This window comes from Pseudoalteromonas xiamenensis (assembly GCF_030994125.1).
In the GTDB taxonomy this organism is placed as follows: domain Bacteria; phylum Pseudomonadota; class Gammaproteobacteria; order Enterobacterales; family Alteromonadaceae; genus Pseudoalteromonas; species Pseudoalteromonas xiamenensis_B.
On the sequence record NZ_CP099917.1, the window covers coordinates 684,735 to 711,730 of the forward strand.

At 43.1% G+C, this 26,996-nt stretch carries 28 protein-coding genes; 13 read left to right on the forward strand and 15 right to left on the reverse strand.

What is annotated here, in order from left to right:
• A complete protein-coding gene (gene rpsP / locus NI389_RS03120) occupies positions 1-249 on the reverse strand; it encodes a 30S ribosomal protein S16 (RefSeq protein ID WP_208843602.1) in 249 nt (82 codons plus the stop codon).
• Positions 250-404: 155 nt separating this feature from the next.
• Positions 405-1,481, reverse strand: coding sequence for an AI-2E family transporter (locus NI389_RS03125; RefSeq protein ID WP_308361524.1), 1,077 nt, complete (start codon positions 1,479-1,481; stop codon positions 405-407).
• A 317-nt stretch (positions 1,482-1,798) separates the two neighbouring features.
• Between NI389_RS03125 and NI389_RS03130 the strand changes: the two genes are divergently transcribed.
• The 5 genes from NI389_RS03130 to NI389_RS03150 are packed head-to-tail and all read left to right on the forward strand — an operon-like array spanning position 1,799 to position 5,315.
• Positions 1,799-2,464, forward strand: a complete 666-nt coding sequence (locus NI389_RS03130; protein ID WP_308361525.1) for a hypothetical protein — start codon at positions 1,799-1,801, stop codon at positions 2,462-2,464.
• 1 nt (position 2,465) lies between these two features.
• On the forward strand, positions 2,466-3,917 hold the full coding sequence (locus NI389_RS03135) for a M48 family metalloprotease (RefSeq protein WP_308361526.1): 1,452 nt from the start codon (positions 2,466-2,468) through the stop codon (positions 3,915-3,917).
• A 58-nt stretch (positions 3,918-3,975) separates the two neighbouring features.
• Positions 3,976-4,323, forward strand: a complete 348-nt coding sequence (arsC, locus tag NI389_RS03140) for an arsenate reductase (glutaredoxin) (protein WP_308361527.1) — start codon at positions 3,976-3,978, stop codon at positions 4,321-4,323.
• A 3-nt stretch (positions 4,324-4,326) separates the two neighbouring features.
• Complete coding sequence (locus NI389_RS03145; RefSeq protein WP_308361528.1) at positions 4,327-4,878, forward strand: NAD(P)H-dependent oxidoreductase; 552 nt, start codon at positions 4,327-4,329, stop codon at positions 4,876-4,878.
• The gene (locus NI389_RS03150) at positions 4,875-5,315 is read left to right on the forward strand and encodes a DUF2069 domain-containing protein (protein ID WP_208843608.1); all 441 of its coding nucleotides are present in this window, start codon (positions 4,875-4,877) and stop codon (positions 5,313-5,315) included. Before NI389_RS03145 ends, NI389_RS03150 begins: the two co-directional genes overlap by 4 nt.
• Before the next feature lie 69 nt (positions 5,316-5,384).
• Here NI389_RS03150 and NI389_RS03155 read toward each other — a convergent pair whose 3' ends face one another.
• Positions 5,385-6,707 (reverse strand): ankyrin repeat domain-containing protein, encoded by a 1,323-nt coding sequence (locus NI389_RS03155; protein WP_308361529.1) that lies wholly within the window; start codon positions 6,705-6,707, stop codon positions 5,385-5,387.
• A gap of 153 nt (positions 6,708-6,860) precedes the next feature.
• Here NI389_RS03155 and NI389_RS03160 point away from each other — a divergent pair, with 153 nt between their 5' ends.
• Positions 6,861-7,052 carry a DUF2897 family protein gene (locus NI389_RS03160; RefSeq protein WP_308361530.1) on the forward strand — a complete coding sequence of 64 codons (192 nt, stop codon included), beginning with the start codon at positions 6,861-6,863 and terminating at the stop codon, positions 7,050-7,052.
• A gap of 24 nt (positions 7,053-7,076) precedes the next feature.
• Here NI389_RS03160 and NI389_RS03165 read toward each other — a convergent pair whose 3' ends face one another.
• From NI389_RS03165 to pspA, 8 genes are all read right to left on the reverse strand, one after another.
• Positions 7,077-7,421, reverse strand: coding sequence for a 4a-hydroxytetrahydrobiopterin dehydratase (locus NI389_RS03165; RefSeq protein WP_308361531.1), 345 nt, complete (start codon positions 7,419-7,421; stop codon positions 7,077-7,079).
• Positions 7,422-7,432: 11 nt separating this feature from the next.
• A complete protein-coding gene (phhA, locus tag NI389_RS03170) occupies positions 7,433-8,230 on the reverse strand; it encodes a phenylalanine 4-monooxygenase (RefSeq protein WP_308361532.1) in 798 nt (265 codons plus the stop codon).
• A 243-nt stretch (positions 8,231-8,473) separates the two neighbouring features.
• A complete protein-coding gene (megL, locus tag NI389_RS03175) occupies positions 8,474-9,652 on the reverse strand; it encodes a methionine gamma-lyase (protein WP_308361533.1) in 1,179 nt (392 codons plus the stop codon).
• A gap of 127 nt (positions 9,653-9,779) precedes the next feature.
• Complete coding sequence (locus NI389_RS03180) at positions 9,780-10,802, reverse strand: TIGR01620 family protein (protein ID WP_308361534.1); 1,023 nt, start codon at positions 10,800-10,802, stop codon at positions 9,780-9,782.
• Positions 10,799-12,196, reverse strand: a complete 1,398-nt coding sequence (locus NI389_RS03185) for a YcjX family protein (protein ID WP_308361535.1) — start codon at positions 12,194-12,196, stop codon at positions 10,799-10,801. The genes NI389_RS03180 and NI389_RS03185 overlap by 4 nt, the downstream gene beginning before the upstream one ends.
• 42 nt (positions 12,197-12,238) lie before the next feature.
• Entirely contained in the window at positions 12,239-12,643 is a 405-nt protein-coding gene (pspC, locus tag NI389_RS03190) for an envelope stress response membrane protein PspC (protein ID WP_308361536.1), read from the reverse strand.
• Positions 12,640-12,873 (reverse strand): envelope stress response membrane protein PspB, encoded by a 234-nt coding sequence (pspB, locus tag NI389_RS03195; RefSeq protein WP_308361537.1) that lies wholly within the window; start codon positions 12,871-12,873, stop codon positions 12,640-12,642. The genes pspC and pspB overlap by 4 nt, the downstream gene beginning before the upstream one ends.
• 70 nt (positions 12,874-12,943) lie before the next feature.
• Positions 12,944-13,606 (reverse strand): phage shock protein PspA, encoded by a 663-nt coding sequence (gene pspA / locus NI389_RS03200; RefSeq protein WP_308361538.1) that lies wholly within the window; start codon positions 13,604-13,606, stop codon positions 12,944-12,946.
• A gap of 181 nt (positions 13,607-13,787) precedes the next feature.
• Here pspA and pspF point away from each other — a divergent pair, with 181 nt between their 5' ends.
• Genes pspF through NI389_RS03230 form a run of 6 tightly spaced genes read left to right on the forward strand, consistent with a single transcriptional unit; the run spans position 13,788 to position 20,140 of the window.
• Positions 13,788-14,858 (forward strand): phage shock protein operon transcriptional activator, encoded by a 1,071-nt coding sequence (pspF, locus tag NI389_RS03205; RefSeq protein ID WP_308361539.1) that lies wholly within the window; start codon positions 13,788-13,790, stop codon positions 14,856-14,858.
• Positions 14,859-14,860: 2 nt separating this feature from the next.
• Positions 14,861-16,471, forward strand: a complete 1,611-nt coding sequence (locus tag NI389_RS03210) for an ABC transporter substrate-binding protein (RefSeq protein WP_308361540.1) — start codon at positions 14,861-14,863, stop codon at positions 16,469-16,471.
• Between the two features lie 2 nt (positions 16,472-16,473).
• Positions 16,474-17,505 (forward strand): ABC transporter permease, encoded by a 1,032-nt coding sequence (locus NI389_RS03215; RefSeq protein WP_308361541.1) that lies wholly within the window; start codon positions 16,474-16,476, stop codon positions 17,503-17,505.
• The gene (locus tag NI389_RS03220; RefSeq protein ID WP_308361542.1) at positions 17,492-18,385 is read left to right on the forward strand and encodes an ABC transporter permease subunit; all 894 of its coding nucleotides are present in this window, start codon (positions 17,492-17,494) and stop codon (positions 18,383-18,385) included. The genes NI389_RS03215 and NI389_RS03220 overlap by 14 nt, the downstream gene beginning before the upstream one ends.
• Positions 18,385-19,377 (forward strand): peptide ABC transporter ATP-binding protein, encoded by a 993-nt coding sequence (locus tag NI389_RS03225; protein ID WP_208843620.1) that lies wholly within the window; start codon positions 18,385-18,387, stop codon positions 19,375-19,377. Before NI389_RS03220 ends, NI389_RS03225 begins: the two co-directional genes overlap by 1 nt.
• Before the next feature lies 1 nt (position 19,378).
• A complete protein-coding gene (locus NI389_RS03230; protein WP_308361543.1) occupies positions 19,379-20,140 on the forward strand; it encodes an ATP-binding cassette domain-containing protein in 762 nt (253 codons plus the stop codon).
• Between the two features lie 34 nt (positions 20,141-20,174).
• Here the strand turns inward: NI389_RS03230 and NI389_RS03235 are convergent, their stop codons facing one another.
• Positions 20,175-20,996: a chromosome partitioning protein ParA gene (locus tag NI389_RS03235; RefSeq protein WP_308361544.1), complete on the reverse strand. Its 822-nt coding sequence runs from the start codon at positions 20,994-20,996 to the stop codon at positions 20,175-20,177.
• A 95-nt stretch (positions 20,997-21,091) separates the two neighbouring features.
• Here NI389_RS03235 and NI389_RS03240 point away from each other — a divergent pair, with 95 nt between their 5' ends.
• Positions 21,092-21,991, forward strand: a complete 900-nt coding sequence (locus NI389_RS03240; protein ID WP_308361545.1) for a response regulator — start codon at positions 21,092-21,094, stop codon at positions 21,989-21,991.
• A 72-nt stretch (positions 21,992-22,063) separates the two neighbouring features.
• On the opposite strand, the gene ppiD is transcribed toward NI389_RS03240, so the two are convergent.
• The 3 genes from ppiD to lon form a co-directional block, all read right to left on the reverse strand.
• Entirely contained in the window at positions 22,064-23,974 is a 1,911-nt protein-coding gene (gene ppiD, locus NI389_RS03245; protein WP_308361546.1) for a peptidylprolyl isomerase, read from the reverse strand.
• Positions 23,975-24,143: 169 nt separating this feature from the next.
• On the reverse strand, positions 24,144-24,416 hold the full coding sequence (gene hupB, locus NI389_RS03250; protein ID WP_208843625.1) for a nucleoid-associated protein HU-beta: 273 nt from the start codon (positions 24,414-24,416) through the stop codon (positions 24,144-24,146).
• Between the two features lie 219 nt (positions 24,417-24,635).
• Positions 24,636-26,987 carry an endopeptidase La gene (lon, locus tag NI389_RS03255; protein ID WP_308361547.1) on the reverse strand — a complete coding sequence of 784 codons (2,352 nt, stop codon included), beginning with the start codon at positions 26,985-26,987 and terminating at the stop codon, positions 24,636-24,638.
• Between the last annotated feature and the right edge of the window lie 9 nt (positions 26,988-26,996).

Sequence of the window (26,996 nt, forward strand, 5' to 3'; positions counted from 1 at the left end):
TTAAGCCGCTTTACGAGCGTCTTTAACTAACTTTGCTACACGCTCAGTAAGAGCTGCACCTTGACCTACCCAGTGTTCAACACGAGCTAGATCCAAACGCACTTTCTCTTCTTGACCAGCAGCGATTGGGTTAAAGAAACCAACTTTCTCGATGAAGCGACCGTCACGCGAGAAACGGCTATCCGCAACCACAATTTGATAGAATGGACGCTTTTTAGCGCCGCCACGTTGCAAACGAATAGTTACCATACCGTCCTCTATATAGATTGACTGTTTTCATTAATAAGGATTTGCTCCCCACAATGGGAAGCTGCGGAATTGTACTAACTTTTTGTCACAATGCAAGTAGGAACTGCATCTAAACAATGATTTTAGTTAGTAAAATCGTGATCATCGGTCAAATATCAACCACTTACTTCTTCAGATATATTTTCTCGCTGCCCTGACCAAGCATTAAAAAGCGCTTTGACCAACGACGCCAAGGGAATTGCGAAGAAAACGCCCCAAAAACCCCAAAGTCCGCCGAAGAATAAAACGGCCACTATTATATAGACAGGATTTAAATCGACCGCTTCCGAAAATAACAACGGAACAAGGACATTGCCATCAAGCGCTTGAATGATGCCGTAGACGATTAAAACCGTCCAAAACTGGGCTTCAACGCCAAACTGAAACATTGCCACAGCGGCAACAGGTATGGTGACTAATGCTGCACCAACAAATGGGATAAGTACAGACAATCCCACCAACGTGCCCAATAATGCCGCGTAGCGCAAATCCATAAGCGAAAAAGCCACGACTGAACTGACACCAACAGTGACAATCTCAATGACTTTGCCACGGATATAATTCATGATCTGCTGATCCATTTCATGCCAGACTTGACTAATAAGTCGCCTTTGCTTGGGGAGCATCTGTGCAATCCCACCGGCTAGTTCCGATTTATCTTTTAGCATGAAAAACACAAGCAATGGTACGAGGATCAAATAAATTAGCCAGGCTATGACGTCTTTTAAAGATGTCAGCGAAAGAGACAAGAGCATCTGCCCAAACTCGATGACTTTTTTCTCTACTGTATTAACGACGACTTTAACTTGGTCAACGCTAATTAATGCTGGATAGCTGTCAGGCAGATGAAGTAACCAATATTTTCCTTGCTCCACCATTGATGGTGCTTCTTGCACTAAGTTTGAAAGTTGCTTCCAAAGCGTAGGTACAATTCCAACCGTAATGGCAAATACTAGGCCGACAAACGCAAACATGACGAGGGTCGTTGCAAGCAAACGTCCAACACCCAGTTTTTCCAGCTTCGTAACTGGCCAATCAAGTAAATACGCGATCACCAATGCAACGAGCACGGGAATAACGAATTCACCAAATAGATAAAGTAAAGCCGCACAGGAGAGTAGTAAAAATAATAAGGTAACAGAATGGGGATCTGAAAACTTGCGGGTATACCAGGCTTTTATAAATTCAAACACTCATTCCCTCCACGACGATAGTTATACTGTTGGTACTGTCGATACGTCTGTACTGTAATCTTTTCATCTCAAGATATCGAAGAACATCTTTTAAATCTTGCCCAATGCTGAATTTAAATGCCACCGTTTTACCCATATTCAAATCCTTAAGTAACCATTTGAATTGTACAAACAACTGAGGGCAATCGAACAAACTTAAGTCATTGATTTGTTTCTGTTGTGACAACTAACACCTCGATTAATTCAGTCTTTGTTACTAGCCTCAATTCTTACTTTGGTTTATCCTTTAAGACAAGAAAAGTAGTAAGGAAAAATAAATGGCTGGTGCGAATAGTAAAGCCCAACTTCCCGCAAATCCAACTCTAAAAGAAATCAACTGGTTTAAAAAGCAGATCAACTGGGGTGAACTACCACCATTTTACCACATGGTTGCTTCTTCAGTGAGTGAAAGTGAAGGAGTGCTCCATCATGGCTTCGATAACGCAGTTAAACGCATCATTGACAAACGCAATTGGAACATTCAATTACTCGGTGGTTTCGAAGATGATCATGGCCTCATTCACTGCGACTCAAAGCCTCGACTTGGTTTACATCAAAGTTTTACAGACCGTGGTTTTGAACTGTGGGCGTTTCCTTACGCGAAAGACATTCAAATCGACACTTATGTTAAAGACAATCGATTGATGGAATTCAGTATTTGGGATCCCCATACAATGAAAAACATACTAAGAATTAATCAGTTACATAAGTTTATAGCATTTTACTTTGAACGAGGCGATATCGCCGACAAGGCACTTATTCTTCATGCTCATAAAGTAGTGCACAAAATTATTGCTTTTTTAACTCGAGAATTGAACATTGTTAAGGTTGACGGTGTCTCAATAAAAGATTTTTATCAGCTATGTGAAAAAGATGCCCGTGCATGCGGTGATGAAGTTGACTTAGCGCGACTTATGCTCGGGGACGATATAAGAAAGGACTAATATGCAGTATAAACGCCCACTCTTGTCATTGCTGACTGCTGTCGCACTGCAATGGCAAGGCTCGGCTTTGGCTCAAAGCGAATTTAATCTCCCAGATTTAGGCACATCCGCTTCTCAAGCGCTTTCTATTGAAAAAGAGCAGGCCATCGGCGATGTCATGATGATGCAGATCCGTGCAGGTGCTGGGTTTATCCAAGATCCGGTACTTGACGAATACGTTTCATCGCTTGGGAATAAACTCGTCGCCAACGCCGATGACGTCCGTTTTCCATTTAAGTTTTTCTGGCTAAAAAACCCTGATATCAACGCGTTTGCTTTTTACGGTGGGCACGTTGGTGTGCACACCGGTCTTCTCGCCCAATCAGATAATGAAAGCCAATTTGCTTCGGTACTCGGACACGAAATTGCTCACGTTACGCAGCGCCACATCGCAAGACGATTACAGAATCAAAAGGACAACAGTGCTCTAACGGTAGCAGGTATGATCGCGGGCATTCTCGCCACCATCGTCGCGCCGGATGCAGGAATGGCGATTTTGTCCGCTAATTCTACACAGTCAGCCTTAAACAACTTAAGCCACAGTCGTAAAGCTGAACAAGAAGCAGACCGCTTCGGCATGAAAACCCTGAAAAATGCAGGTTTCGACCCCTACGCTTCAAGCGAGTTTCTTAGCAAACTTGCAGAACAAGTTCGCTATAAAAATAAACCACCTGCATTTTTGCTGACTCACCCATTGCCAGAGACTCGGATCTCGGATGTACGCCTACGTGCAGAACAGTACGAAAAGGTCTATGTGCCTTCTAGCCTTAATTTTGCCTTAGCTAAAGCTCGAGTTCTTGCGCGCTATCAATATGAACCCAAAATAGCAGAGCAATTTTTCCGCTCAAGTTTGGAGCGTTCATCTTCATTAGATAGCCGTGATTTAGAATATGGGCTTGCGCTGTCACTTCTTGATCAAAAGAAACTTAAGGAATCTGAAGCAATACTTAAAAAATTACGCAGTGAAGATCCAAACAATTTATTTTATTTAGACGCTCAAACCGACCTACTTATTGCCAAAGGGCAAGCGAAAGAAGCGGTTACTCTACTATCTTCCTTTCATGACTTAAGGCCAAACAATCAGGTGATCACGCTTAACCTAGCCAATGCAGCAATTGAAGCGAAAGACTTTGATTTGGCTTTACAAGTGCTTAAAGTATTTGCGCTTGAAAAACCTGAGCATCATTTAGCAAAGCAACTGCTCACAAAAGTGTATGAAGAACAAGAAAATAAAGCGGCGTTCCACGAAGCTAAAGCGGATTTATTGTCACAATACGGTGCATACACCAAAGCGGCTGATGAAATTCAGAAAGCCTTAAACCATGTAGAAGACTCTGAAGAAATAAAACAACAACGCTTGAAAGCGTTGTTAAGTCAGTATCGCCAAATGCAAAAAGCCCTCGCAAAACTTTAAGTCTGTTCAGAGTTCCCTTACACTATGCAGCATTGCTAATTTGTAAGGGAACCGACCCATGTCAGTCACAATCTACCACAATCCACGCTGTTCAAAATCTCGCGAAACACTGGCTTTACTCGAGCAACACGGCCACACACCAATTGTTGTCGAATATTTAAAAACGCCTTTGTCCAGCGAAGAAATAAAAACGCTGATTGAGCAATTAGGTTTTGTATCTGCACATGATCTGTTGCGTACAAAAGAAGACGAATATAAAGAGCATGGCCTTTCAAAGACCAGTTCGGAAGACGATATCATTGCAGCAATGGTTGCTACGCCTAAATTGATTGAGCGCCCCATCGTAGTAACAAACGGTAAAGCAGCTGTAGGACGTCCACCTGAATCTGTACTTGCGCTGTTTTAATCTATGATAAAAGTTTTGGTGTTATTCCACTCCAGCCAAGGTTCTGTTCGGGCAATGGCTCAGACTATAGCCGAAGCAGTCATTTCTCAAGGGGCTGAACCCGTTCTTCGTACATTCACACAGCAACTTGAATCCGATATTGTTGTTTCACTGGATGATTTGAAGCAATGCCACGCTCTGGCTTTTGGTTCTCCTACCCGCTTTGGCATGATGGCACATCAAGCGAAGCAATTTTGGGAATCCACCAGTGATTTGTGGCTCAGAGGTACACTGATAGATAAGCCTGCAGCAGTCTTCTGTTCATCCAGTAGTATGCATGGTGGAAATGAAGCAACACTTTTAAATTTAAGTTTACCTCTACTACACCATGGCATGCTACTGCTTGGTGTACCATATGACATACCAGAGCTGTCGAGTACAAAGTCAGGTGGTACGCCATATGGGGCGTCGCATGTATCCGGATTGACAGCCGAAACCAAACTTACACCAGAAGAAATTCAAATTTGTCGGGCGGTTGGCGCTCGACTTGTAACAATTGCGAGAAAAATGCAGTGACAAACCTTGTCGAAAAACAACCTATTACCAAGCGATATCAACGTTTTGCACTTTTTGGTTACATTGGCCTACTTATTTTAATGCCACTGTGGATGTTTGTATTTGAACCGAGAGAAAACCATAGCATCGGTTTTATATTTGCGGTTTACATTGTGCCATTGCTGTTTCCAATGAAAGGGATTATCCAAGATAAACCTTACACTTATGCATGGGCTAATTTTATTGTGATGCTGTACTTCATTCATGGGTTCACCCTACTTTGGATTGCGCCAGAAGAACGACTATTTGTCCTCGCTGAACTCGTATTTGCTACCTCAATGTTTATCGGATGCACCTATTACGCTCGATACCGAGGACAAGAGCTTGGCCTCAAGATCCGAAAATTGAAAGAAGATTTGGCCGATGAAAAAGCGGCTCATGAATTTAAGGACAATTAATAAAAAAAGCGCAACTTCATGTTGCGCTTTTTTAAAGATTCTGCCCATTCCAATAATTAAGTAATAACGCTACCTAAGTAATGCAAGTACCGCAATGACACTTAATCCAATTAAACCAATCACACTCAACCAAGACAGGACACCGAGCAAACCCAAGCTCCATGGATGGCCTTTAATCGGGTAACTCTCATCACGCTTCAACTTGATACCTAAAATTAGGAAGGTGACTGCAAGTGCGGTAAACCCGAGGGTCACTTCTGACTTATACGCAAATCCATCATCAAAGAAAAAGAACAGCACTCCCGGAAGCATGAGCGATGTCATCATCGAAAGTACGTGCGCTATGCGTATTTTCTGAAATTCTTCTTCAGGAGTAAGCTCTTTGAGATTAAAGTCGCTTTCTAACGATTTAATGATAGCAGTGCGGCGCAATGATACCGAGAGGCCATAAACACTCAACCCATCTTGGTTTTTGCTTTTCGCATCAGCTCCTAATTGGATCAATCGTTTAACCACAGGCAGCGCATTGCCAATTACGGCATGATGGATTGGCTTGTTGCCCTTTGAATCTGCCTGTTCGATTGATTCGCCTTGAAGTTGCTCGACAACATCCATAAAACCTTTTTGGGCCGCGAGGTGGATCGCTTTTTCTCCAAGCGAGTTCACTGCAGAACCTTTTGCTCCTTGCTCAATAAAGCGAATTGCCATGGATTGCTTAGCATTTTCTAAACTTAGATGCGCTAACAACGCTTCTTCCAGCTTCTCTTTAACGTCATTTTCGTTAATCAGCTCAAGTAAAGTATAGAAATCCTCACCTTGACTGATGGCTTCACAAACCGCGGTTTCCAATGTGTCAACATTCCGAACCTGTTGAGGAATATGCTTCGTGAGCTTTTCTCTAAATTCAAGTTCTTGCCATAGCAACATCACGTCATCTGCACTTAAGGTGGCTCCTTGCTCTAAACAAAAAGCAATGACATTGAAGTAACGCTTATCATAAAGTAGCTTGAACAACGAGATGGACGTATCGACTGTCGCTTGCGCTGCAATATCCGAGTAGCCGCTAAATGGGCCTAATAAGGTTAAAACCTGACTTTCTTGAGCCATTTCAGCCGCTTCAAAGTGCTGACTCAATTGCATCAAATAACGTTGTGCCGCTTCATCAAACTCAGCGATGTGTTGATAATAACACGCCTCGAAAGGCTCGAGCGGTTTCATCCACTGTAAATAGTACAGCGGTGGAAGTACGGTTGACACGACTCCTTGGTCGTCCTCACTTGTGCCACAAGAAGGCCAAGCTTCCAATGCATCAAGGATAAAAGCTCCGTTTTGTTCTACTAATCCTTTGACGAGTAACGGGTACTCTTTAGGCCATATTAAAACTTGTTCCATTGCAGGTAGATAGCTCCAGAATATTCAAGCGATACCGTAGCGAACCAATGCTGACTTATCACTTAACACTCACGATTAATTGCCCAGAATGTTAGCATATCTGGAAGAACAAAAGGCATAATGTCTCTAACAAATTTTCTGGGGAAAACGAGGATGACTACAGAATTCGAAACATGGCATGTAGTACTGATCATTGTTGTAGTGGTGTGCGTCATTTTGGGCAATATTTCGCTGTTGAAATACGCAAACAAATTCAACACAGTTAAAAGTAAAACCAATGAATTAATGGGCGCAAAGTCAGAAGAGCCTGAACACGTTGACGCCAATAAAAAAGCCGACGATTAACGTCGGCTTTTTTATTATATTTGCTTAAAGCGCTTTAAATACGTCATCTGTTTTAGACGCACAGATAAAGTCATTCTTGTGTAAGCCTTTGATAGAGTGACTCCACCAAGTTACCGTTACTTTGCCCCATTCTGTCAAAAGACCAGGGTGATGACCCTCTTCTTCAGCCATATCGCCTACTTTATTCGTAAACGCAATAGCCTCTTTAAAGTTTTTGAACTTATACACTCGCTCTAGCATCATAATGCCGTCGCGGACTTCTGGCACCCAATCAGGGATAAGTTTGATCAATTCTGCAAGTTCAGCATCTGACACTTTAGGCGCATCAGCACGACACGCTTCACATTTTTGTGCACTTAAATCAGACATGTAAAAATTCCTTAGCTAGCTAACTTTTCTTTTGGTGGAAACTTTGGCTCAAACAGCCCTAATTCTTTGGCTTTTTCAACAAGCGACATTATGTCCATCTTAGAGATTTCGAACAAATCTTTGATAGAGGTAATGGTATAGTAAAGAGGTTGCATTATGTCGATGCGATATGGCGTACGAAGCACATCAAGCACCTCTAAAGCAGAAATTTCTGGTTTACCCGAATAAACGTATTGTGTTTCGCCAGGGCTTGATAACACCCCGCCACCATAAATTTTCAGACCTTCAGCCGTTTGCATTAGACCAAATTCAACCGTGAACCAGTATAAACGAGCAAGGTAAACTCGGTCTTTTTTCTCTGCCGCGTAACCCAATTTACCGTATTGATGAGTAAACTCAGCAAAATCTGGGTTAGTGAGCATGGCACAATGACCAAATATTTCATGGAAAATATCGGGTTCTTGGAGGTAGTCAAACTCCTCCCTAGAACGGATAAACGTTGCAACCGGAAATTGCTTATTCGCAAGTAGACGGAAAAATTCGTCGAAATCAATGAGGGCAGGAACTGGAGCGACTTGCCAGCCTGTTTCTCTTTTGAGCACTTCATTCAGCTCGTGCAGTTGAGGAATGCGATTGTGCGGAAGATTAATTTTACGCAGACCTTCAAGGTATTCATCACATGCTTTACCTTTTATGCATTCCAGCTGACGCTCAACCAGCTCCTGCCAAATCTGGTTTTCCTCAACAGACCAATGAATAACACCATTGTCGTCTGGAGTTTTTGAAACATACTTACTTGATTTTGCCATAGTGACCTTCTCATAAATGACGAGCAGGAGCTTATATTTGGTGTTGTTTGCTCCTCAACTTGTTACCTCGATACTATGAGAAAGTAAGCAAAAGATTAATAGTTGGACCCACTGGTCACACCAAACACACTCCATTTTTTGTAATTATATCCATACAGTTTCGTACACAAAAGAATACACCACATAAAGACCAGTAAATAAAAAACCTCCACAAGGGAGGTTCTGTAAACAATTAAATACAATTTAGAAGTGTGAGAACGCCTGATCCAGATCAGCGATAATGTCTTCAACATTTTCAAGCCCGACTGAAAGTCGGATCAATCCATCTGAAATGCCTGCGGCTAACCGCTCCTCTCGAGTATAAGGTGAATGTGTCATAGAGGCTGGGTGCTGAATAAGTGTTTCAGGATCACCCAGTGAGACAGCCAACGTGCAAAGTTTTGTCGCGTTGATAAACGCTTCGCCGTTTTCCAACGTACCATTAATCTCAAATGCAATTACGCCACCAGCACCTTTCATCTGTTTGCCTAAGAAACGATGACCTGGATGTGAAGGTAATCCCGGATAATACACTTCGTTGACCTTAGGATGGCCTTCTAAGTATTCCGCGACGCGCTGTGCACTGGCACAATGCCTCTCCATGCGGACTGAAAGTGTTTTCAAACCGCGATTAATAAGCCATGCATCATGTGGACTGATTGTCGCACCAATATCCTTTAAAACTGTTAGTTTAATCGTTTCGATATGCTCTTTACTGCCGCATACGATACCTGCCACTACATCACCGTGACCATTTAGATATTTTGTCGCACTGTGAATGATGATATCGATTCCAAAATGCTTCGGTTTCTGTAACAAGGGAGTTAAAAACGTATTATCGATGACACTGATTAACCCATTTTGTTTAGCAAACTTGCCAATCATGTCCAAGTCTAAAACGGTCATTGTGGGGTTAATAGGCGTCTCAGCAAACACCATTTTTGAATTCGGTTGCAATGCATTTTGCAACGCATCTGGCTGAGTCATATCGACAAAAGTCACTTCAATACCGAATTTTGGCAGCATGTGCGAAAAAAGCGCAAAACTGCATCCATATAACGCTTTGGACGCGATAAGATGGTCGCCCGATTGTAAAAAGCTTAATACCGATGCTGATACAGCGCCCATTCCTGTAGCTGTGGCCGCGGCATCATCCATTTCCTCTAGTGCAGCAACTTTCTCCTCTAATTCGCGAGTTGTTGGGTTGCCTAAACGGGTGTAAATGTAACCAGGCTCTTCACCCGCGAATCGTGCAGCGCCTTGCGCGGCATCTTTAAAATGGAAAGTAGATGTCTGATACAAAGGTGCTGTCAGCGCGCCATACGGATCTTCGTTGTGAGAGGGACCGTGGATACAATTTGTATCATCGTGAAATTTTGTCATAACCTGTTGCTCATTCTTTTTCTTGATTGCTCTAATAGTTATTCGAGCTCAAATAAATCACAAGCAAGCCAGATGCACAGATGTCTAGGCTACTCGACTAGACACTGCACACTGTACAGAAAAGTTGTCAGTTTGAAGTGGTCGATTGACTCGTAAGCGATTTAAAAACCTGTTTAACAACATGATGTAAACGCACCGGGCGTTTATCAAATGTCGGAATCGGTCGGCATAACTCCATGGTTTTGATCCCCAGACGTGCCGTAAAAATACCAGCGCTGATCCCTTGCGCAGAACGTGCAGACAGCTTACCGAGCAACTCCGCCCCCAATGAAGTCGTAGCCAAATCAGAGATCAACTCAGTTCCACCCACAAACACCATCTGTGTAAGTAACATTTTGTATAGTTTCAATCGACTACGATAACCCAATCGCACTCCATACAACGCGCTAATTTTCTCAATCATACGTGTCCCACGCCACAATACGGCTGCCATATCGAGAGTAGCCATTGGACTTAATGCGACTAACAACGCTGAGCCACTTGCGGAAGAAGCTACGATTTGCTGAGCTTCATTGTCAATGTGCTGTAATACCTGCGTGTCATAGAGCATCACCAACTCTTTGTCTGTATGATGACTTTTAACTAACGTTTGGAATTCAGTAGCAAATTGAGGTGGAACTTGTTTTAGTTGCGACTCCAACCATTTACTCGCCTCACCAACTTGTTCACTTTGTAATAATCGTTCGGCATCCGCTCTCACCTTCTCTAAACGCTTCAATTTTATTAGCGCTTTAATTTCTTTAAAGATAAGCCGCCCTATTATCCCCAATGACAGGACACCTAGCGCGCTATATAAAATCCCCAGAAAGAATGAGCTTTCAAATGCTTGCCAAATTCCCAGAACACTTTCAGTGACAATCGCGGTGCCCGCGAGTACTAACCACAGCTTGAGCCATGGCCGCTTTTGACTGCTTTTATATACAACGTCCAAATCGACAGGCGCATCGATGGAGACATCGTGTAGTTCAAACTCGTCTGAAACGTCAATAATCTTTGCAACTGGCTTCTCTGAACGCTCTGCAAAAATATCGTTTGTGTGCGCTTCTATTCGCCTAGCTTGCTGAGTAATTTCTGATTTCTTGTTATTCATCGTAACTTATCCCCAAGCAAAAACTGTAAAGCATGGTCCATGCGAACATGTTCAAGTTGTCCCTCTTTTGCAGCAAGTGGTGTAAAAGATAAAAACTCAAAACCACCTTCTGGCCACTGTTCTTTTTGGAGTAACGTCGAGGGAATTGCAGAGGGTAAATAGGTAACCCATTCCTGCTCACCTATTGGCTTACCATAAACACAATTTAACTTCTTTGAATTTTCCTGAATTTGCCTATCTAATGAGCTTCTAACTGAGCTCGTCGCCATCGTGTCGACGTTCACGTGGTCAAATTTCATCGTGTTTTGGCTATCTTGAAGCAATGAATCCAGTAGCCGCACCAAGTTGCTATGTTGATTACTGCTTGTCATATCGCATTTATTTGCAGCAAAAAGCACCTTGTCAATTTTGGGCAACCACAAACGACGCAGCCAATGGTTTTTGCCATAGTCGAACAAACTCAACATTTGCTGAGTCGCACTTTGTAATTCGTTTAGATAATTATACCCACCTTGCAGTGCTGAAAAGGCATCCATAAGCACTACTTGCCTGTCAAATTGGCAAAAATAGTCTTTGTAAAACGGTTTCACAACGTGTTCTTTGTAGGCTTCAAATCGTTTCTCGAGTTGATCGTAGATGCACCCTTCTTCGACACGATGTGGTTTCTCACACGGGAAAAAGGACAACATAGGTGCACCGGCAAGATCACCGGGCAATATTTGACGACCTGGTTGTAATAAAATAGCAGGCGTATTCGCTTTTAACTTGCATAGCAATTCACCATGAATGGAAGCAATTTCAGCAAGTAGGTTGTCGTCTGAATCTTGGGTAGCGTCAAGCATGTGGATCTGCTGCAAAAACGTATTCGCAAACTCATGATAGCGCTCAGTTTGATACTTCTCTAAAACCTGTCGTGACCATGTATCGTAATCTTGATTAAGCAACGGTAAATCGATTAACCACTCACCGGGATAATCATATAACTCGATATAAAGTGTTGATTCAGGTGAGAGCTGTGCTCGCAACCCCTCTTTTGCGTAATACTTTAACGCAAGCGAAATAGTGTTAATGCGCTTAGTTGCCGAGGGCCAATTAGGATTCGCGTCTAACAAGCTTCTTATTGCACTTTGATAATCAAATGAGGGAACCGACATTGCACCTTGAGCGATTTGCTTACACGCGATGAAGCGCCCTGACTTTACCACATCAAAAAATGGTAAATTGTCATTCGTTGCCTGTGCAGTTAATTGACGAATAAACGACGTAATAAAGGCCGTTTTCCCGCTTCCGCTAAATCCTGTCACCGCGATTTTAACGTGTTTATCTAAACCGCGTTGTACGACTTTTTCTGCAGATTGTAGAAATTGCTTCAGGTAAATTTGGGGTCTACTCATAGTGCTCTAAAATGTGCGTCGGTGGCAATGGCCACCGTACGATTATAAACGATCGATCTCTCGACTTACGGTAAATTCAGGTGACGTCACGTAAGTTTCAAGCTTTTGAATTCGACCGTCTAACCGAGTAAAACGGTCCTTCAGCTCGTATAGTGCTTGCCTTGGCGGTTCCCCTTTTTGCCATACCTTAAATTTAACGTTTACACGTTCTTCATGCAGCTCTTCTTTAGGCACATGTTGTGTAAATTCGGCTGGCTGTCTATCCAGAATAAACCAGCATGCCACATAAATAACAACAAAAAATGGTCCGGATAACAACACCGCAGTGATGAACAAAATACGAACTAACCATAATTCCATATTAAAGTAGTCACTGAGGCCCGCACAAACACCCGCTATTTTGCCCCGACGAGGATCGCGGAATAACTCTCTACGTTTTTGGCTCATACTTTGCGTCTCCAACCTGGCGATTCTTGATCAAGCAACGTTTCTAGCGTTTCAACACGTTCAACCATTTTCTCAGCTTTGCTTGCCAACTCAATCAATTGACGGTGTTCATGTTCACTCAGCCCTTGACTCACTTGTTTTTTGCTACGGTAGTGTAAAATCAACCACAGTGGCGCAACAATCAGCATAAAAATGATGAACGGGGCCATTAACATCTCTGGGTCAAACATAATTCTTCTCCTGTTGTGAATTTAGAGCAAGACGCGCATTAATGTACTGCTGCGCGTCTTTCACGCGTCGTTATTGTTTTTCTGCAAGCTTCTTTTTAAGTGCTGCGAGCTCATCATCAATTTTTTCATCTTGTTGCAATTGCGCAATTTCATCTGCTAAGGACTTTTTGCCCATCTCGTAGGATTCAACTTGAGATTCAATACCGTCAATTTTCGTTTCAAAACGTTCAAAACGGTGAAGTGCAGAATCAACTCGATTGCTGTCTAACGCCTTTTTCACTTCAAGACGAGATTCTGCAGAGCGCTGGCGCAGAATAATTGCCTTTTGTCTTGCTTTTGCATCCGCCAATTTTTCTTGCAACGTCACGACTTCTTGCTGAAGTTTTTCTATATGCTCATCCACGTGCGCCAATTCTTTTGCAACAGCATCTGCAGCAACCGTAGCTTTGTGCTTTTCTGAAATAGCTGCACGAGCAAGATCTTCACGGTCTTTTGAAAGCGCCAACTCTGCCTTTGCTTCCCATTCTGCTTTTTCTGCATTAAGTGCCTCAACACGACGTGCTAATTCTTTCTTCTCAGCAAGTGTTTTCGCAGAAGTTGAACGTACTTCAACTAGTGTGTCTTCCATTTCTTGGATGATCAGACGCACCATTTTTTCAGGATCTTCGGCTTTATCTAAGATTGCATTGATATTCGAATTCACGATATCTGCAAAACGAGAGAAAATTCCCATAATATTACCTCTGTGATTAATAAACTTATTGATGTCAATCTAGTATCAATAACCTTGCCAACTTTTTAAAAAGATATAGTTGTTAAATATCAACCAGTTAAGCTTGTACATAAAAACCTTTAAAATCTCAGCGTGATAAAATACACTAGTTATTAGCTAAAATAACTAAGAGTTAGCGAATATGCGCCAACAGGATAATTTACTCGGTCAATCGGATAGCTTTTTAGCTGTACTGGACCAAGTTTCTATGATTGCACCTCTCGACAAACCCGTATTGATTATCGGTGAGCGTGGTACAGGTAAAGAACTCATCGCAGCTCGTTTACACTACCTTTCAGAACGGTGGGATCAACAATACATTAAAATGAATTGTGCTGCACTTAACGAAAACTTACTTGAAAGCGAACTCTTTGGTCACGAAAGTGGCGCATTCACGGGTGCAAGCAAACGACATGAGGGTCGATTTGAACGCGCGAATAGCGGGACTTTGTTTCTAGACGAACTTGCGAATACGTCCGCGATGGTTCAAGAGAAACTCTTGCGCGTCATTGAATATGGTGAATTCGAGCGTGTTGGTGGGAAACAAACGATCAAAGTGGACACACGTTTAGTCTGTGCGACGAATGAAGATCTTCCAACATTGGCAGAAAATGGTGAATTCCGCCATGACCTACTAGACCGTCTAGCCTTTGACGTCATCACGTTACCACCGCTTCGACACCGTCGTGAAGATATTCTTTTACTTGCTGAACACTTTGCGATCAATATGGCCAGAGATCTTGGCTGGTCTCTTTTCAGTGGCTTCACTAAACGCGCCCGTGAAATTCTATTGGATTACGATTGGCCGGGTAACATTCGTGAACTCAAAAACGTGGTTGAGCGAAGTCTTTATCGCCACGGTACAGAGCAGTTACCTGTCCACGATATAGTCATCGATCCATTTCGAAGCCCATTCCGTCCAACAGCGCGAGTTAAGGCTCCAACCGAATCAAGTAAGCCTGTTGAAATGCCAGCTGAAACTACAGTGGCTCCTACACCTTCCGACTTTAGTGCCCCTTCAGCGTGGCAATTTCCAGTTTGCTTGAAAACATTATCGAATGATTATGAGACACAATTACTGCAAAAAGCACTAGAATTTTCACAATTTAATCAAAAGAAAACTGCAGAAGTGCTCGGTTTAACGTATCATCAGCTAAGAGGTTATCTAAAAAAATATAACCTATTAGATTCGCAACAAAAAAATGAGGCATAAACGTGCGAAAGCTGGTGTTAGCAATACTTCCCGTCTTCTTGGTGGGCTGTATTGAAAGCAGTGAAAATGAACGAGCAAAATTGGCGCAAGGATTAGTCTATTGCGCTGAAGCAAATCCTGTTTCGTTCAATCCTCAAGTCACAACGACAGGTTCGACTATCGATATTATTGCAAATCAGTTGTATGACAAACTGCTGAGCATTAATCCAGATAGTGGAGAGTTCCAACCTGAACTGGCCACTTCGTGGGACATCGAAAATAGCGGTAAAAACATTACGTTTTATTTGAGAAAAGACGTCCATTTCCACACAACAGACTACTTTACTCCGACACGAACTTTAAACGCTGACGACGTGGTGTTTTCATTTGGTCGACTCTTTGACGTTTATAACCCTTATCATTTTATTGGTGATGCTAACTATCCGTACTTTCAAAGCGTAGGAATGGACCAATTGATAAGGCAAGTAGTCAAGGTAGATGATTACACCGTTAGGTTTGAACTGTTTAATGCGGAAAGTAGCTTTTTATCAAACTTAGCGACAGATTTTGCCGTTGTTACATCCAAAGAATACGCACAAAAGTTACAACAAGCCGGAAAAGAAACACAGTTTGATCAGCTTCCAGTGGGTACTGGCCCCTATCTATTCAAGAGCTTTTTGCGTGATAACCTTATTCGTTATCACCGCAATCCACACTATTGGAAACACCCTGTAGCGATGGAACAATTGGTTTATGATATAACGACTAATGGTACGTCACGTATCGCAAAAATGTTGACCAAAGAGTGCGACATTACAGCGCATCCAAGTGCTACGCAACTGTCGTTTCTGCAAAGCCGTGAAGACATACATGTCGATAAAGAAGCAAATTTAAATATCGGCTATTGGGCATTTAATACGGAACGTCCTCCATTTAATGACCCTCTTGTCAGACGCGCACTTTCTTATGCCGTCGATGTCGACAAGATAATGCAAGCCGTATTTTATGGTAGTGGCATTGCTGCTACATCAAATTTACCACCGTCCTCATGGGCGTATGTGCCGCAACCTGAGCTACCTCAATACGACCCACAAAAAGCCAAAGAATTGCTCGCAGAAGCAGGCTACAAGGATGGTTTTACAATGACCCTCTGGGCTATGCCGGTGTCGCGCATCTACAACCCAAATGCACGTAAAATGGCCGAACTAATTCAAAGCGATCTTCGAGAGATTGGCGTCACCGCAAAAATAGTTGAATACGAATGGAATACCTTCATTGAGCGAGTAGGACAACATGAGCACGATAGTGTGTTACTTGGCTGGGCCGCTGACACGCCCGATCCTGATAACTTTTTCACCCCGCTCTTAAGCTGTACCGCAACCTTCAGTGGCAAAAACCCGTCGAATTGGTGTAACCCTGAATTTGATTTGTTACTAACTCAAGCTCTCGATACCAACGACATTGAAGCGCGTAAAGTGTTCTATAAAAAAGCGCAAGAAATGATAGCAGCAGAATTGCCATTGATGCCGATAGCGCATGGCTTGCGCTTCCAAGCATCGAATACAAACATAGAAGGTATAACGCTCAGACCCTTTGGTGGCATTTCATTGGCCGAAGCAAGGAGAAAACCGTAGCCATGCGCGAATATTTATTACGTCGGTTTAGCTTACTGTGCTTTATGTTGTTCGCGCTTAGTGTATTTACCTTTTCACTGAGCTATCTATTTCCTGGCGACTTACTCACGAATCTAAGCGGTGTCACTAATTCTAATTTCAATACAACGCAATTATTAATCGAAAAATACCACATCAATAATGGGTACATTTCTCAGTATCTTGCGTTTCTGCATCGTATCATTACTGGAGACTGGGGTGTTTCCCTTTCCTCTGGTGAGGCCGTGTTTGAGCATGTTTGGATTCTGTTTCCTGCGACACTAGAGTTATGTATCTACGCACTGATTGTCGCGGTAATTTTTGGTATTCCTAGTGGGATTTTAGCTGCCGCTTACCACAAACGTTGGCCTGACTCTGTCATCACCTCTCTCACGTTGATGGGGTTTTCCATTCCAATTTTTTGGTTGGCCTTGCTGCTTATTATGGTTTTTTGCCTTACCTTAAGTTGGTTTCCGATGTCCGGCAGAATCGGGTTGTTATATGAAATAGAACCCGTGACCAACTTCATTTTGCTCGACATATGGTTAGATGGATTTCCGTATAAAGGTTTGGCATTTCAAGACGCTTTGCATCACCTCGCACTGCCGACGATTGTCCTTGCGATGTACCCTACGACCGTGCTTATTCGCTTCACACGTGATTCAATGTTACAAGTATTGGAGCAAAACTTCATCAAAACAGCTCGTGCCAAAGGACTCTCGCGTGCTCAACTTATTCTCCATCATGCGCTTCGTAACGCGCTTTTACCGGTAATAAAACAGATTGGTTTGCAATTTAGTACGCTAATTACATTAGCTATGGTCACCGAAGTGATTTTCTCATGGCCAGGCATCGGGCGTTGGTTGATCGATAGCATTTATCAACGTGACTACCCCGCGATACAAGGTGGATTGCTTGCAGTTTCAATGTTTGTCATTTTGGCTAATATGAGTGCTGAATTAACCAACAGTTTGTTAGATCCTATCTCGAGGAATAAAGCACATGGCAAAATTTAAGCTTTATAGCGAGGAATCTAACCGTTCGCCATTATCGAGACTGTGGAAAAAATTTAAACGAAACCACCCAGCCCTAGTCGGCTTGTGGGTATTCCTCGCCTTACTTGTTTTAGCAATTACCGCACCACTCATTGCTCCCTATGGGATCAATCAGCAGCACAGTGATGCCCTACTTTTACCTCCTTCTTGGCATGACGCAGGTAACGTTCGATTTTTATTAGGAACGGATGACCTCGGACGAGACGTCTTATCGAGATTGATGAATGGCGCAACATTTACATTCGGTTTATCGGTTGTCGCTGCACTCATTACCACGTTAATCGGGGTTGTGCTTGGCACCTTTGCTGGCATGTCAAAAGGCATACGCTCCAGCTTTCTCAACCACCTACTTGATCTAACGCTTGCGATCCCTTCTCTATTGCTCGCAATCATCATAATTGCAATTTTAGGTCCTGGTCTTTTGAATACGGTTTGGGCGATTATTTTTGCGCTATTACCTCAACACATCCACTCTGTTCGTAATCTCGTCGTTGATGAACTCAACAAAGATTACATTGCCGCATTTCGCTTAGACGGTGCGAACCAATGGCAAATATTAGTGCGAGGGATCTTTCCCAACATCTATGAACATATTGTGGTTATCTTCACGATGGCTTTAAGCACAGCGATTCTTGATATTGCAGCACTTGGCTTCTTGAAACTCGGCGCGCAGCCACCCATAACTGAATGGGGAGCGATTTTGGCGGAAAACTTAGCCTTGATTTACATTGCTCCTTGGACTGTGGGACTGCCCGGCGTATTATTGTTTATCTCTGTTTTAGCAACCAATCTAGTTGGTGATGGCTTACGACAAGTGCTTAAAGAACGTAAGGCGGACTAATGCAACTTCTTGATATTCGTAATCTTACGATTGAATTAAAAACCGCCGACACTGTGATCCGTGCGGTTGATCGAATCAACTTGAGCCTCAAAGAAGGTGAAGTTCATGCATTAGTCGGCGAATCTGGCTCTGGAAAAAGTTTGATTGCAAAAGCGATTGTCGGTGTTTTGAATAACCGATGGACCGTTACGGCGGATAGAATGCACTGGCGTGGGGTCGATTTGATGCGCCTAAGTCCTGAGAAGCGTCGAAAAATTATCAGCAAAGATATTGCGATGATTTATCAAGAGCCGAGCTTATGCCTTGACCCTACAGCCAAAATTGACGATCAAATCGCAGAATCCATACCTGATGACAGCATCATTGAAACCGGTTTCTTTGCTCGCCGAACGGCCAGAAAACAACGTGTAGTTGCCCTACTTCACAAAGTTGGGATCCGTGAACACAACAAGGTCATGTCGAGTTACCCACACGAATTGTCTGAAGGGATTTGTCAAAAGGTCATGATTGCGATGGCGATTGCTCGAGGGCCTAAACTCCTGATCGCGGATGAACCGACCACAGCGTTGGAAACCACGACTCGAGCACAGGTTTTTCGACTGCTAAAAAGCCTCAACCAGCTCAAGAATATGTCTGTTCTGATGATTTCACATGAACTCGAAGAAATCGCTGACTGGACGCACACGATGCATGTGCTGTATTGCGGCCAGATGGTTGAAGCGGGTCCAACGCAGGCCCTGTTTAACTTACCGCTGCATCCATACACGCAAGCCTTGGTGAAAAGCCTCCCAGATTACGGGCAAGGCGTCGCGCATAAAGAAGCGCTCTATGCGTTGAAAGGCACTATTCCACCTTTGCAACATTTGCCCATTGGATGTCGCCTAGGTCCTCGTTGTCCACAGGCACAAAAGGCCTGTGTTGTTACACCAACAGTAGAAAGAACGCATGGGCATTCATTTGCCTGCCACTTCCCTCTGGTGCGAGGAAAATAACATGCAGCCGGTTTTAAAAGTTCAAGCACTCAATAAAACGTTTCGAATTCGAGCGGGTATTTTCCAAAGACGTCAACTGCGTGTTTTAAACGACATCTCGTTTTGTTTGGCTGAAGGGGAAACACTTGCCATCATCGGCGAAACGGGCTCAGGTAAAAGTACCCTTGCGAAAGTGCTTGCTGGTGCCGAGAACTCCGACAGTGGGCAAATTTTGTTGGGGTCTGAAACGATCGAAGACGATGGTATCCGCACACCAGAATGTCGCTACATTCGTCTAATTTTCCAAGACTCAAACCGCTCGCTCAATCCTGGTCTCACAATCGGCGACGTATTGGATGATTGCTTGCGGTTTAATACGCAACTGACTGAAAATCAAAGACAGCTCAAAATTAAAGAAACGCTGAGTAAAGTTGGATTACTTAACGAACATCAAGAATACTATCCCCACATGTTCAGCGGTGGGCAACTACAGCGCGTAGCACTTGCTCGCGCTTTGATTTTAGACCCGAAAGTGCTGGTACTCGATGAAGCGCTATCGTCATTAGACCCATCCGTTCGAGCCCAAATCGTTAACCTTCTACTTAAGTTACAAAAAGAAACTGGGCTGAGCTTTGTATTAATCACACATCATTTGAGCACCGTTCGCCACATGAGTGATCAAGTTTTAGTTATGCATCGAGGTAAAGTGGTTGAATATGGTGAAACAGAACTTGTGTTCGCAGCGCCAAAATCCTACATCACGCAGCGGCTACTGAATTTTTAATTTAGTGGCCACTTTAACCTGAGTCTACGTCCAGTTATCCGCTCGGTTTGTCGTATTCTTTCACTAACTGCAGATATTTTGATTCAATAAAGTTCTTCTCTTTCGTCAGATGTTTAAGCGCACTCTGTGTCTGCTCGAGTTCTTTTTTAATTTCGGACACTTGGCCTTGATTCGCGGTAGTCGTGTGTTGGAGTTCTAACTGTTGAATAGCTTGATTTTGTTCCGCAATTTGACGTCGATAGTTTTGCAACGCGGCCAACATATCTCGCTTTTCTTGCTCAAAGGTGAGAGTCAGCGATTGTACACTTTGAGATCCCGTTGCCGAACTCTGTTCTTCTAATTGTTGTTCCAACTGTGCATACTTGTCGAGAAGTTCTTCTTTTTCCTTTTGCAGCGACTCCACAGTCTCATATTGGTCATAAAGCTTTCGTCTTGTTACGTGAAGCTTTTCAACACTTTTGTCTAAATCACCTTTTAATTTTTTAATAAGCGCGTGAGAGCGCATTAGCTTGCGATTTAGCTCATCTATTGTTGCTTGATCTTGGTCTGAAATTTGAGTTTGAGAAGAGCTTCGAACTTCGGCCAATTGTGATTCTAATGAGAGCTGTATTTTTGCCAATTCTGAAATAGTGTCAGCATGGCTTTTCACGTAGCTCAGTGCATTGTCCACCGACTCTCTACACATTGCCAATATCTCACTATCGTCTTGCCCACGAGACGATGTAGTATTGTGTATAAAATGACGAAACTCGCGCAAAATCAGCAACAGTATCAAAAACCAACCAGCTAAAATCAGTAATCCTAAGTTGCCGATCAATCCTTGAATAACCGTTCCAGAAATGGCAGTCTGCCACATAACTAGCCTCTTTTTTTTATACCGTATATCATGAGTTTAGTTTTACATAAAAAATATGCCTATACTAATTTAATCAAAGTGCATTTGGAGATTTTGTGAAAATCTTGATTGTAGACGATAGCTTAGCAACTTTAGAAATAGTCCGACGTGGCCTAGAAAAATTTGGTTATAGAAAACTACACATTCAAAAAGCAGACAGAGCTCGTAAGGCGCTGCAAATAATTGGACAATGGAAACCGGATATCGTGTTGACAGACTGGAACATGCCTGACATGTCAGGTATCCAGCTACTCAATGCAATCATGCAACGGCGACTTGATATGAAAGTTGCCATGATCACAACGGTAGATGACCAAGACCAAATTGAACTTGCGCTGCAAGCGGGTGCGGCATTTGTTTTGTCTAAACCATTTGATGACGAAACATTGCATAACCATATTTTACCGCTTGTACAAGGCGTGGAAAGCAGCGAGCTTTTGCTCAACAATGTTGAAATTGCGATTGATAGTGACCTTGCCTTACCTAAGCTCAATCAGCTTGAAAAGCTAATCCACAAACACATCGATGAAAACCTCGTCATTCAAACTATCAAACCACAACTCTTTGACGAGACAAAAGTACCCTGTGTAATGGCTGTTTACGAGGACCCTGAAAATCAAAAAATCAGAGCGGTTGGCGTACTCGATATTTATGCAACGTGCGTTATGGCAAGTAGCTGCAGGGTTATTCCTGTCGAAGAAGCGCAGCAAGCTATCCATCAATACATTGTATCTCCTGAAATCCTCGAGGCAGCTAAGGACGCCTTAACTCACACCGCTTACGCCTTTTTGGACAAACGCACTAGAAAGAGCTTACGCGTCAAAACCATTAAATTTGTACCTGCCACATTTAGTAAACTTGAACAATTATTTAAAACAGAAGTGACACGTAGGCTCGATTTTAGTTGTCAGCGGGAAGGGATGGCGCTTGGGAAAATACTGTTGGTAGGACTCTAGGACGCAAAAGGAACAAATAACGAAATCGAAAAAAAGCGCCTCATTTCAGTGAGGCGCTTTTTTATTACGCAATTACTCTTGTGAAGCCGCAGCTACTTTAACAAACTTAACGTCTGCTTGTGCTTTAAGCGCTTCTAACAAAGTGATGTAGTTTTTATTAGCCTGAGCCATCTCGAAATTTTTCGATTGTTGCTCATTAAGTGCCTCTTCCGCAGAAACTGGATTTACCGCTACAAGTTGTACGATAGCAGCATCACCACTAGTCAGTTCAACCACTGCTACTGGTTTAGAACTGTCCGTTGGGTGAGGTAATTTAAAGGCTTCTTTGACTATAGCCGGCGCAACCGAGTAGCTACGACGAGCAAGTGCATCTTCCGCTTTCACATCTAGATTCGCTTGAGAAACGACAGCATCAAATGCTTCGCCTGCCTGAATCTTCGCATACAACGCATCCGCTTGCGCTTTCACTTCCGTTGACGCTTTTTCTGTCTTCAAACGTTTTACAATCGTATCCTTCACGTCATCTAACGGTTTAGTCGTCGCTGGTTTGTAATCCGCAATACGAACAACAACAATGTGTTCTGGGCCAACTTCAACAATTTCCGAGTTAACACGATCTTCCAATATTTCTGGAGTTGCTAAGACTCGCGTGACAGCAGCGTTGTTAAGTGGCTCAGGAAGTGCTGATTTTGCCATAAGTGGCAATTTCTTCACTTCGACACCAGCCGCTTCAGAAGCGTCTAGCAGGCTGTCAGCAATTTCAAAAGCTTTTTCAGCGATAGCCGTTTGCTTTTGGTAGAACGCATCCACTTTTGCGTTACGCTCAAGTTCAGCAAGAAGTTCGTCATGAACATCTGCCAATGCTTTCACTTTGCCTTGCTGAAGATCAGTGAGTTTAATGATGTGGTAACCGAATTCAGATTTAACAATACCTGAAATATCTCCTTTGTTCGTCAGCGCGAATGCCGCTTCTTCGAACGCAGGATCCATCATGTCTTTTTCAATCCACTCTAAATCACCACCCACTTCCGCACTAACAACGTCAGACGATTCGGTTTCCGCCAGCTTGGCAAAATCTTCACCTGCGTTTAAGCGTGCAAGAATAGCTTCCGCTTTTTCTTTTGCTTTCGCATCATCTTCTGAATTATCGATCAAGATGTGCGCAACTCGACGACGCTCAGGCTCAGAATAATGAGACTTTTGCTCTTCATAATACGCTTTAACATCTTCTTCTGACGGAGCAGAAGCCAACTGAACATCATTTGCACTCAATTCAATGTATTCAACCGCCACTTGCTCTTCAGATTGGAACTGGTTTTGATTTAAGTCGTAGTAATCTCTAACTTCATCATCAGACACTGACATCGTGTCTACAACCGTGTTTTTACTTAAAATCGCATAATTCACGTTGCGCGTTTGCATTTCCAACGCCATCGCAGATTTCACTTCATTCTCAAGAACAAAGTCTGTACCTGCAACCGCTTGAACGAGCTGGCTACGCGTCATATCTTCGCGAAGAAACTCGCGGAATGAATCCGGTTGGAAATTCATTTGGCGAATAACTTGAAGGTAACGATCATTGCTAAACTCACCGCCCATTTGGAAATAAGGCATTTCCAAAATCGTTTGTTTAACTTTTTCATCGCTAACACGAAGGCCTAGCTCTTTTGCTAATTGTGTTTGTAATTCTTGCTGTACAAGACGTTCTACGACGCCTTGACGAACTTGAGCCATATAATTTGGGTCTTGCGCGATTTGGTTAAAGTACTCACCAAATTGTTGCTCAAGACGTGCACGCTCGTTTTCAAACGCGCGTGCAAAATCTGACTGGCCAATGACAACGCCATTTACTTCAGCGACTGGTTGTTCTGTAGTTCGACCCAGGTAACCACCAATCCCTGCTAAAGCAAAAGACAAGATCACTAAGCCTAAGATAATCTTGACTACAACGCCTTGTGAGCCTTCTCTGATCTTTTCTAGCATGTGTTATTCTCTTTATCTAAGCCAAAGCTACACCTAATGTGCGTGCCTTGTTTTACGCCGTTAACTATGTAAAAAAAGCGTATCTTACCAGATACGCTTTTTTTGGTGAAGCAAGTCATCGTTTCTCAGAACGTGATCACGTTAAAAACGCGTGACGTGCTCCGAGTGATTAGTTCACTGCGTCTTTAAGTGCTTTACCAGCTTTGAAAGATGGGATGTTTGCTGCAGCGATTTGGATCGTTTCACCAGTTTGTGGGTTACGACCTGAACGAGCTGCACGCTCACGCACAGAGAAAGTACCAAAACCAACTAGCGCTACAGAGTCGCCAGCTTTAAGAGCGCCAGTTACTGATTCGATGAATGAATCTAGAGCACGACCTGCAGCCGCTTTAGAGATGTCAGCATCAGCTGCGATTTGATCGATTAATTGAGATTTATTCACAATATCATCCTCTTACATTGTTATTATCAAGAGCGATTGTTTATTTTATTAACATCACTGCAAGTTAAAAATTTAGAGACATCAATTTGACTCTCTAATCCTATAATTCGCGTCAAGCCTAGACCACACAAGGGCTAGGCTTGATTCCAGTGCCTAACTTAACACACCTTTTAGATTTGAAAAGCCTTTTCAGACACTTTTTTAGCTTTTTTTCACTATTTACGCGGTTTCTAGCGAAATTTGCTCAATTGGATTTGCCAATGCTAAACGAAGCACATCATCAATCCAAGTAACTGGATGAATTTCTAGCCCTTCTAACACATTGTCAGGAATTTCTTTTAAATCACGTTCGTTCTTTTTAGGGATCAGAACGCGCTTAATTCCACCGCGATGCGCGGCCAATAGCTTTTCTTTCAAACCACCAATTGGGAGTACTTCACCACGCAAAGTAATTTCACCCGTCATAGCCACGTCTGAACGAACAGGGTTACCTGTTAGACTCGAGACTAATGCTGTGACCATGGCGATACCAGCACTTGGACCATCCTTAGGTGTTGCCCCTTCTGGCACGTGTACATGGATATCACGTTTCTCGTAGAAATCAGCATTGATACGAAGTTTCTCTGCGCGACTTCTTACAACCGTCATCGCAGCCTGAATTGACTCCTGCATTACATCACCCAAAGAACCGGTAAACGTGAGTTTCCCTTTACCTGGCACCGCAGCAGACTCAATTGTTAACAAATCACCACCAACTTCTGTCCAAGCTAAGCCCGTTACCTGACCGATACGGTCACCGTCTTCAGCCTTGCCATAATCATGGCGTTGAACACCTAGGTATTCGCCAAGATTATCACCGTCGATTGTGACATGATTGATGTTGTTATCGAGAAGAATCTCTTTTACTGCTTTCCTACACAGTTTTGAAATTTCACGCTCTAGATTACGAACACCCGCTTCACGCGTGTAGTAACGGATAATGCCAATGATCGCACTATCTTCAATGGTGATTTCTGAGTCCTTAAGTCCATTACGTTTTACTTGCTTTGGAATTAGGTGCTCCTTAGAAATATTGAGCTTTTCATCTTCCGTGTAACCAGACAAACGAATGACTTCCATTCGGTCCAAAAGTGGCCCCGGAATATTAAAGCTGTTTGAAGTAGCAACAAACATAACGTCTGAAAGGTCGTAATCCACTTCGAGATAATGATCTGCGAAGTTACTGTTTTGTTCAGGGTCTAAAACCTCCAACAAAGCGGAAGCCGGATCACCACGCATGTCTGACGACATCTTGTCTATCTCGTCGAGCAAAAACAGAGGGTTTTTAACACCGACTTTGGTCATGCTCTGGATGAGTTTACCTGGCATCGAACCGATATAAGTACGACGATGACCACGGATCTCGGCCTCATCACGCACACCACCCAGCGCCATACGCACATATTTGCGTCCAGTAGCTTTTGCAATCGACTGACCCAATGACGTTTTACCAACGCCCGGTGGTCCCACTAAACAGAGGATTGGACCTTTTAACTTGTTTGTACGTTGTTGAACAGCAAGATACTCGACAATACGTTCTTTTACTTTTTCCAAACCATAATGGTCTGAGTTCAGAATGTCTTCAGCGCCAGCTAAGTCTTTCTTCACCTTTGAACGCTTTTTCCACGGCACATTGATTAATGTATCAATATACGAGCGTACAACCGTCGCTTCGGCAGACATAGGCGACATCATTTTAAGTTTGTTCAACTCAGCTGTTGCTTTATCTTCAGCTTCTTTTGGCATACCCGCATCAGCAATGCGTTTTTTCAGCGTTTCAAATTCATCCGGGACATCATCAAGTTCACCGAGTTCTTTTTGAATGGCTTTCATTTGCTCATTCAAGTAGTACTCGCGTTGCGATTTTTCCATCTGCTTCTTAACGCGTGCCCGAATTTTCTTCTCAACTTGAAGTAAATCTATCTCACCTTCCATCAGTGCCATTAAGTACTCTAGACGTTCTGTTACGTCACTGATTTCAAGTACTTTTTGTTTTTCTACCACCTTCAATGGCATGTGCGCAGCCATCGTATCAGCAAGACGCGCGGCTTCATCGATTCCCGAGATTGAAGTCAGTACTTCTGGTGGAATTTTCTTGTTGAGTTTTACATACCCTTCGAACTGGCTAATTGCACTTCGAATGAAAATGTCTTGTTCTTGTTCATCGATGTGTGTCGATTCTACAAACTCGGCTTCCGCTTGGAAATATTCATCCGTGTTTATAAATTTAACGAGCTTTGCACGCTGATTACCTTCAACTAAAACTTTAACCGTTCCATCTGGTAACTTAAGCAGTTGCAGCACTGTCGCAACAGTACCCATCGAGTACAGGTCTTCTACAGCGGGGTCGTCTACCGTAGCGTCTTTTTGCGCGACTAAGAAAATTTGTTTGTCAGCATCCATTGCGGCTTCAAGACAACGGATAGACTTCTCACGTCCCACAAAAAGCGGGATGACCATGTGTGGGTAAACTACCACATCGCGCAGAGCCAGTACCGGGATCTCTACTCGATCCGTTCTTTCAAGTGTCATTCTACTCTC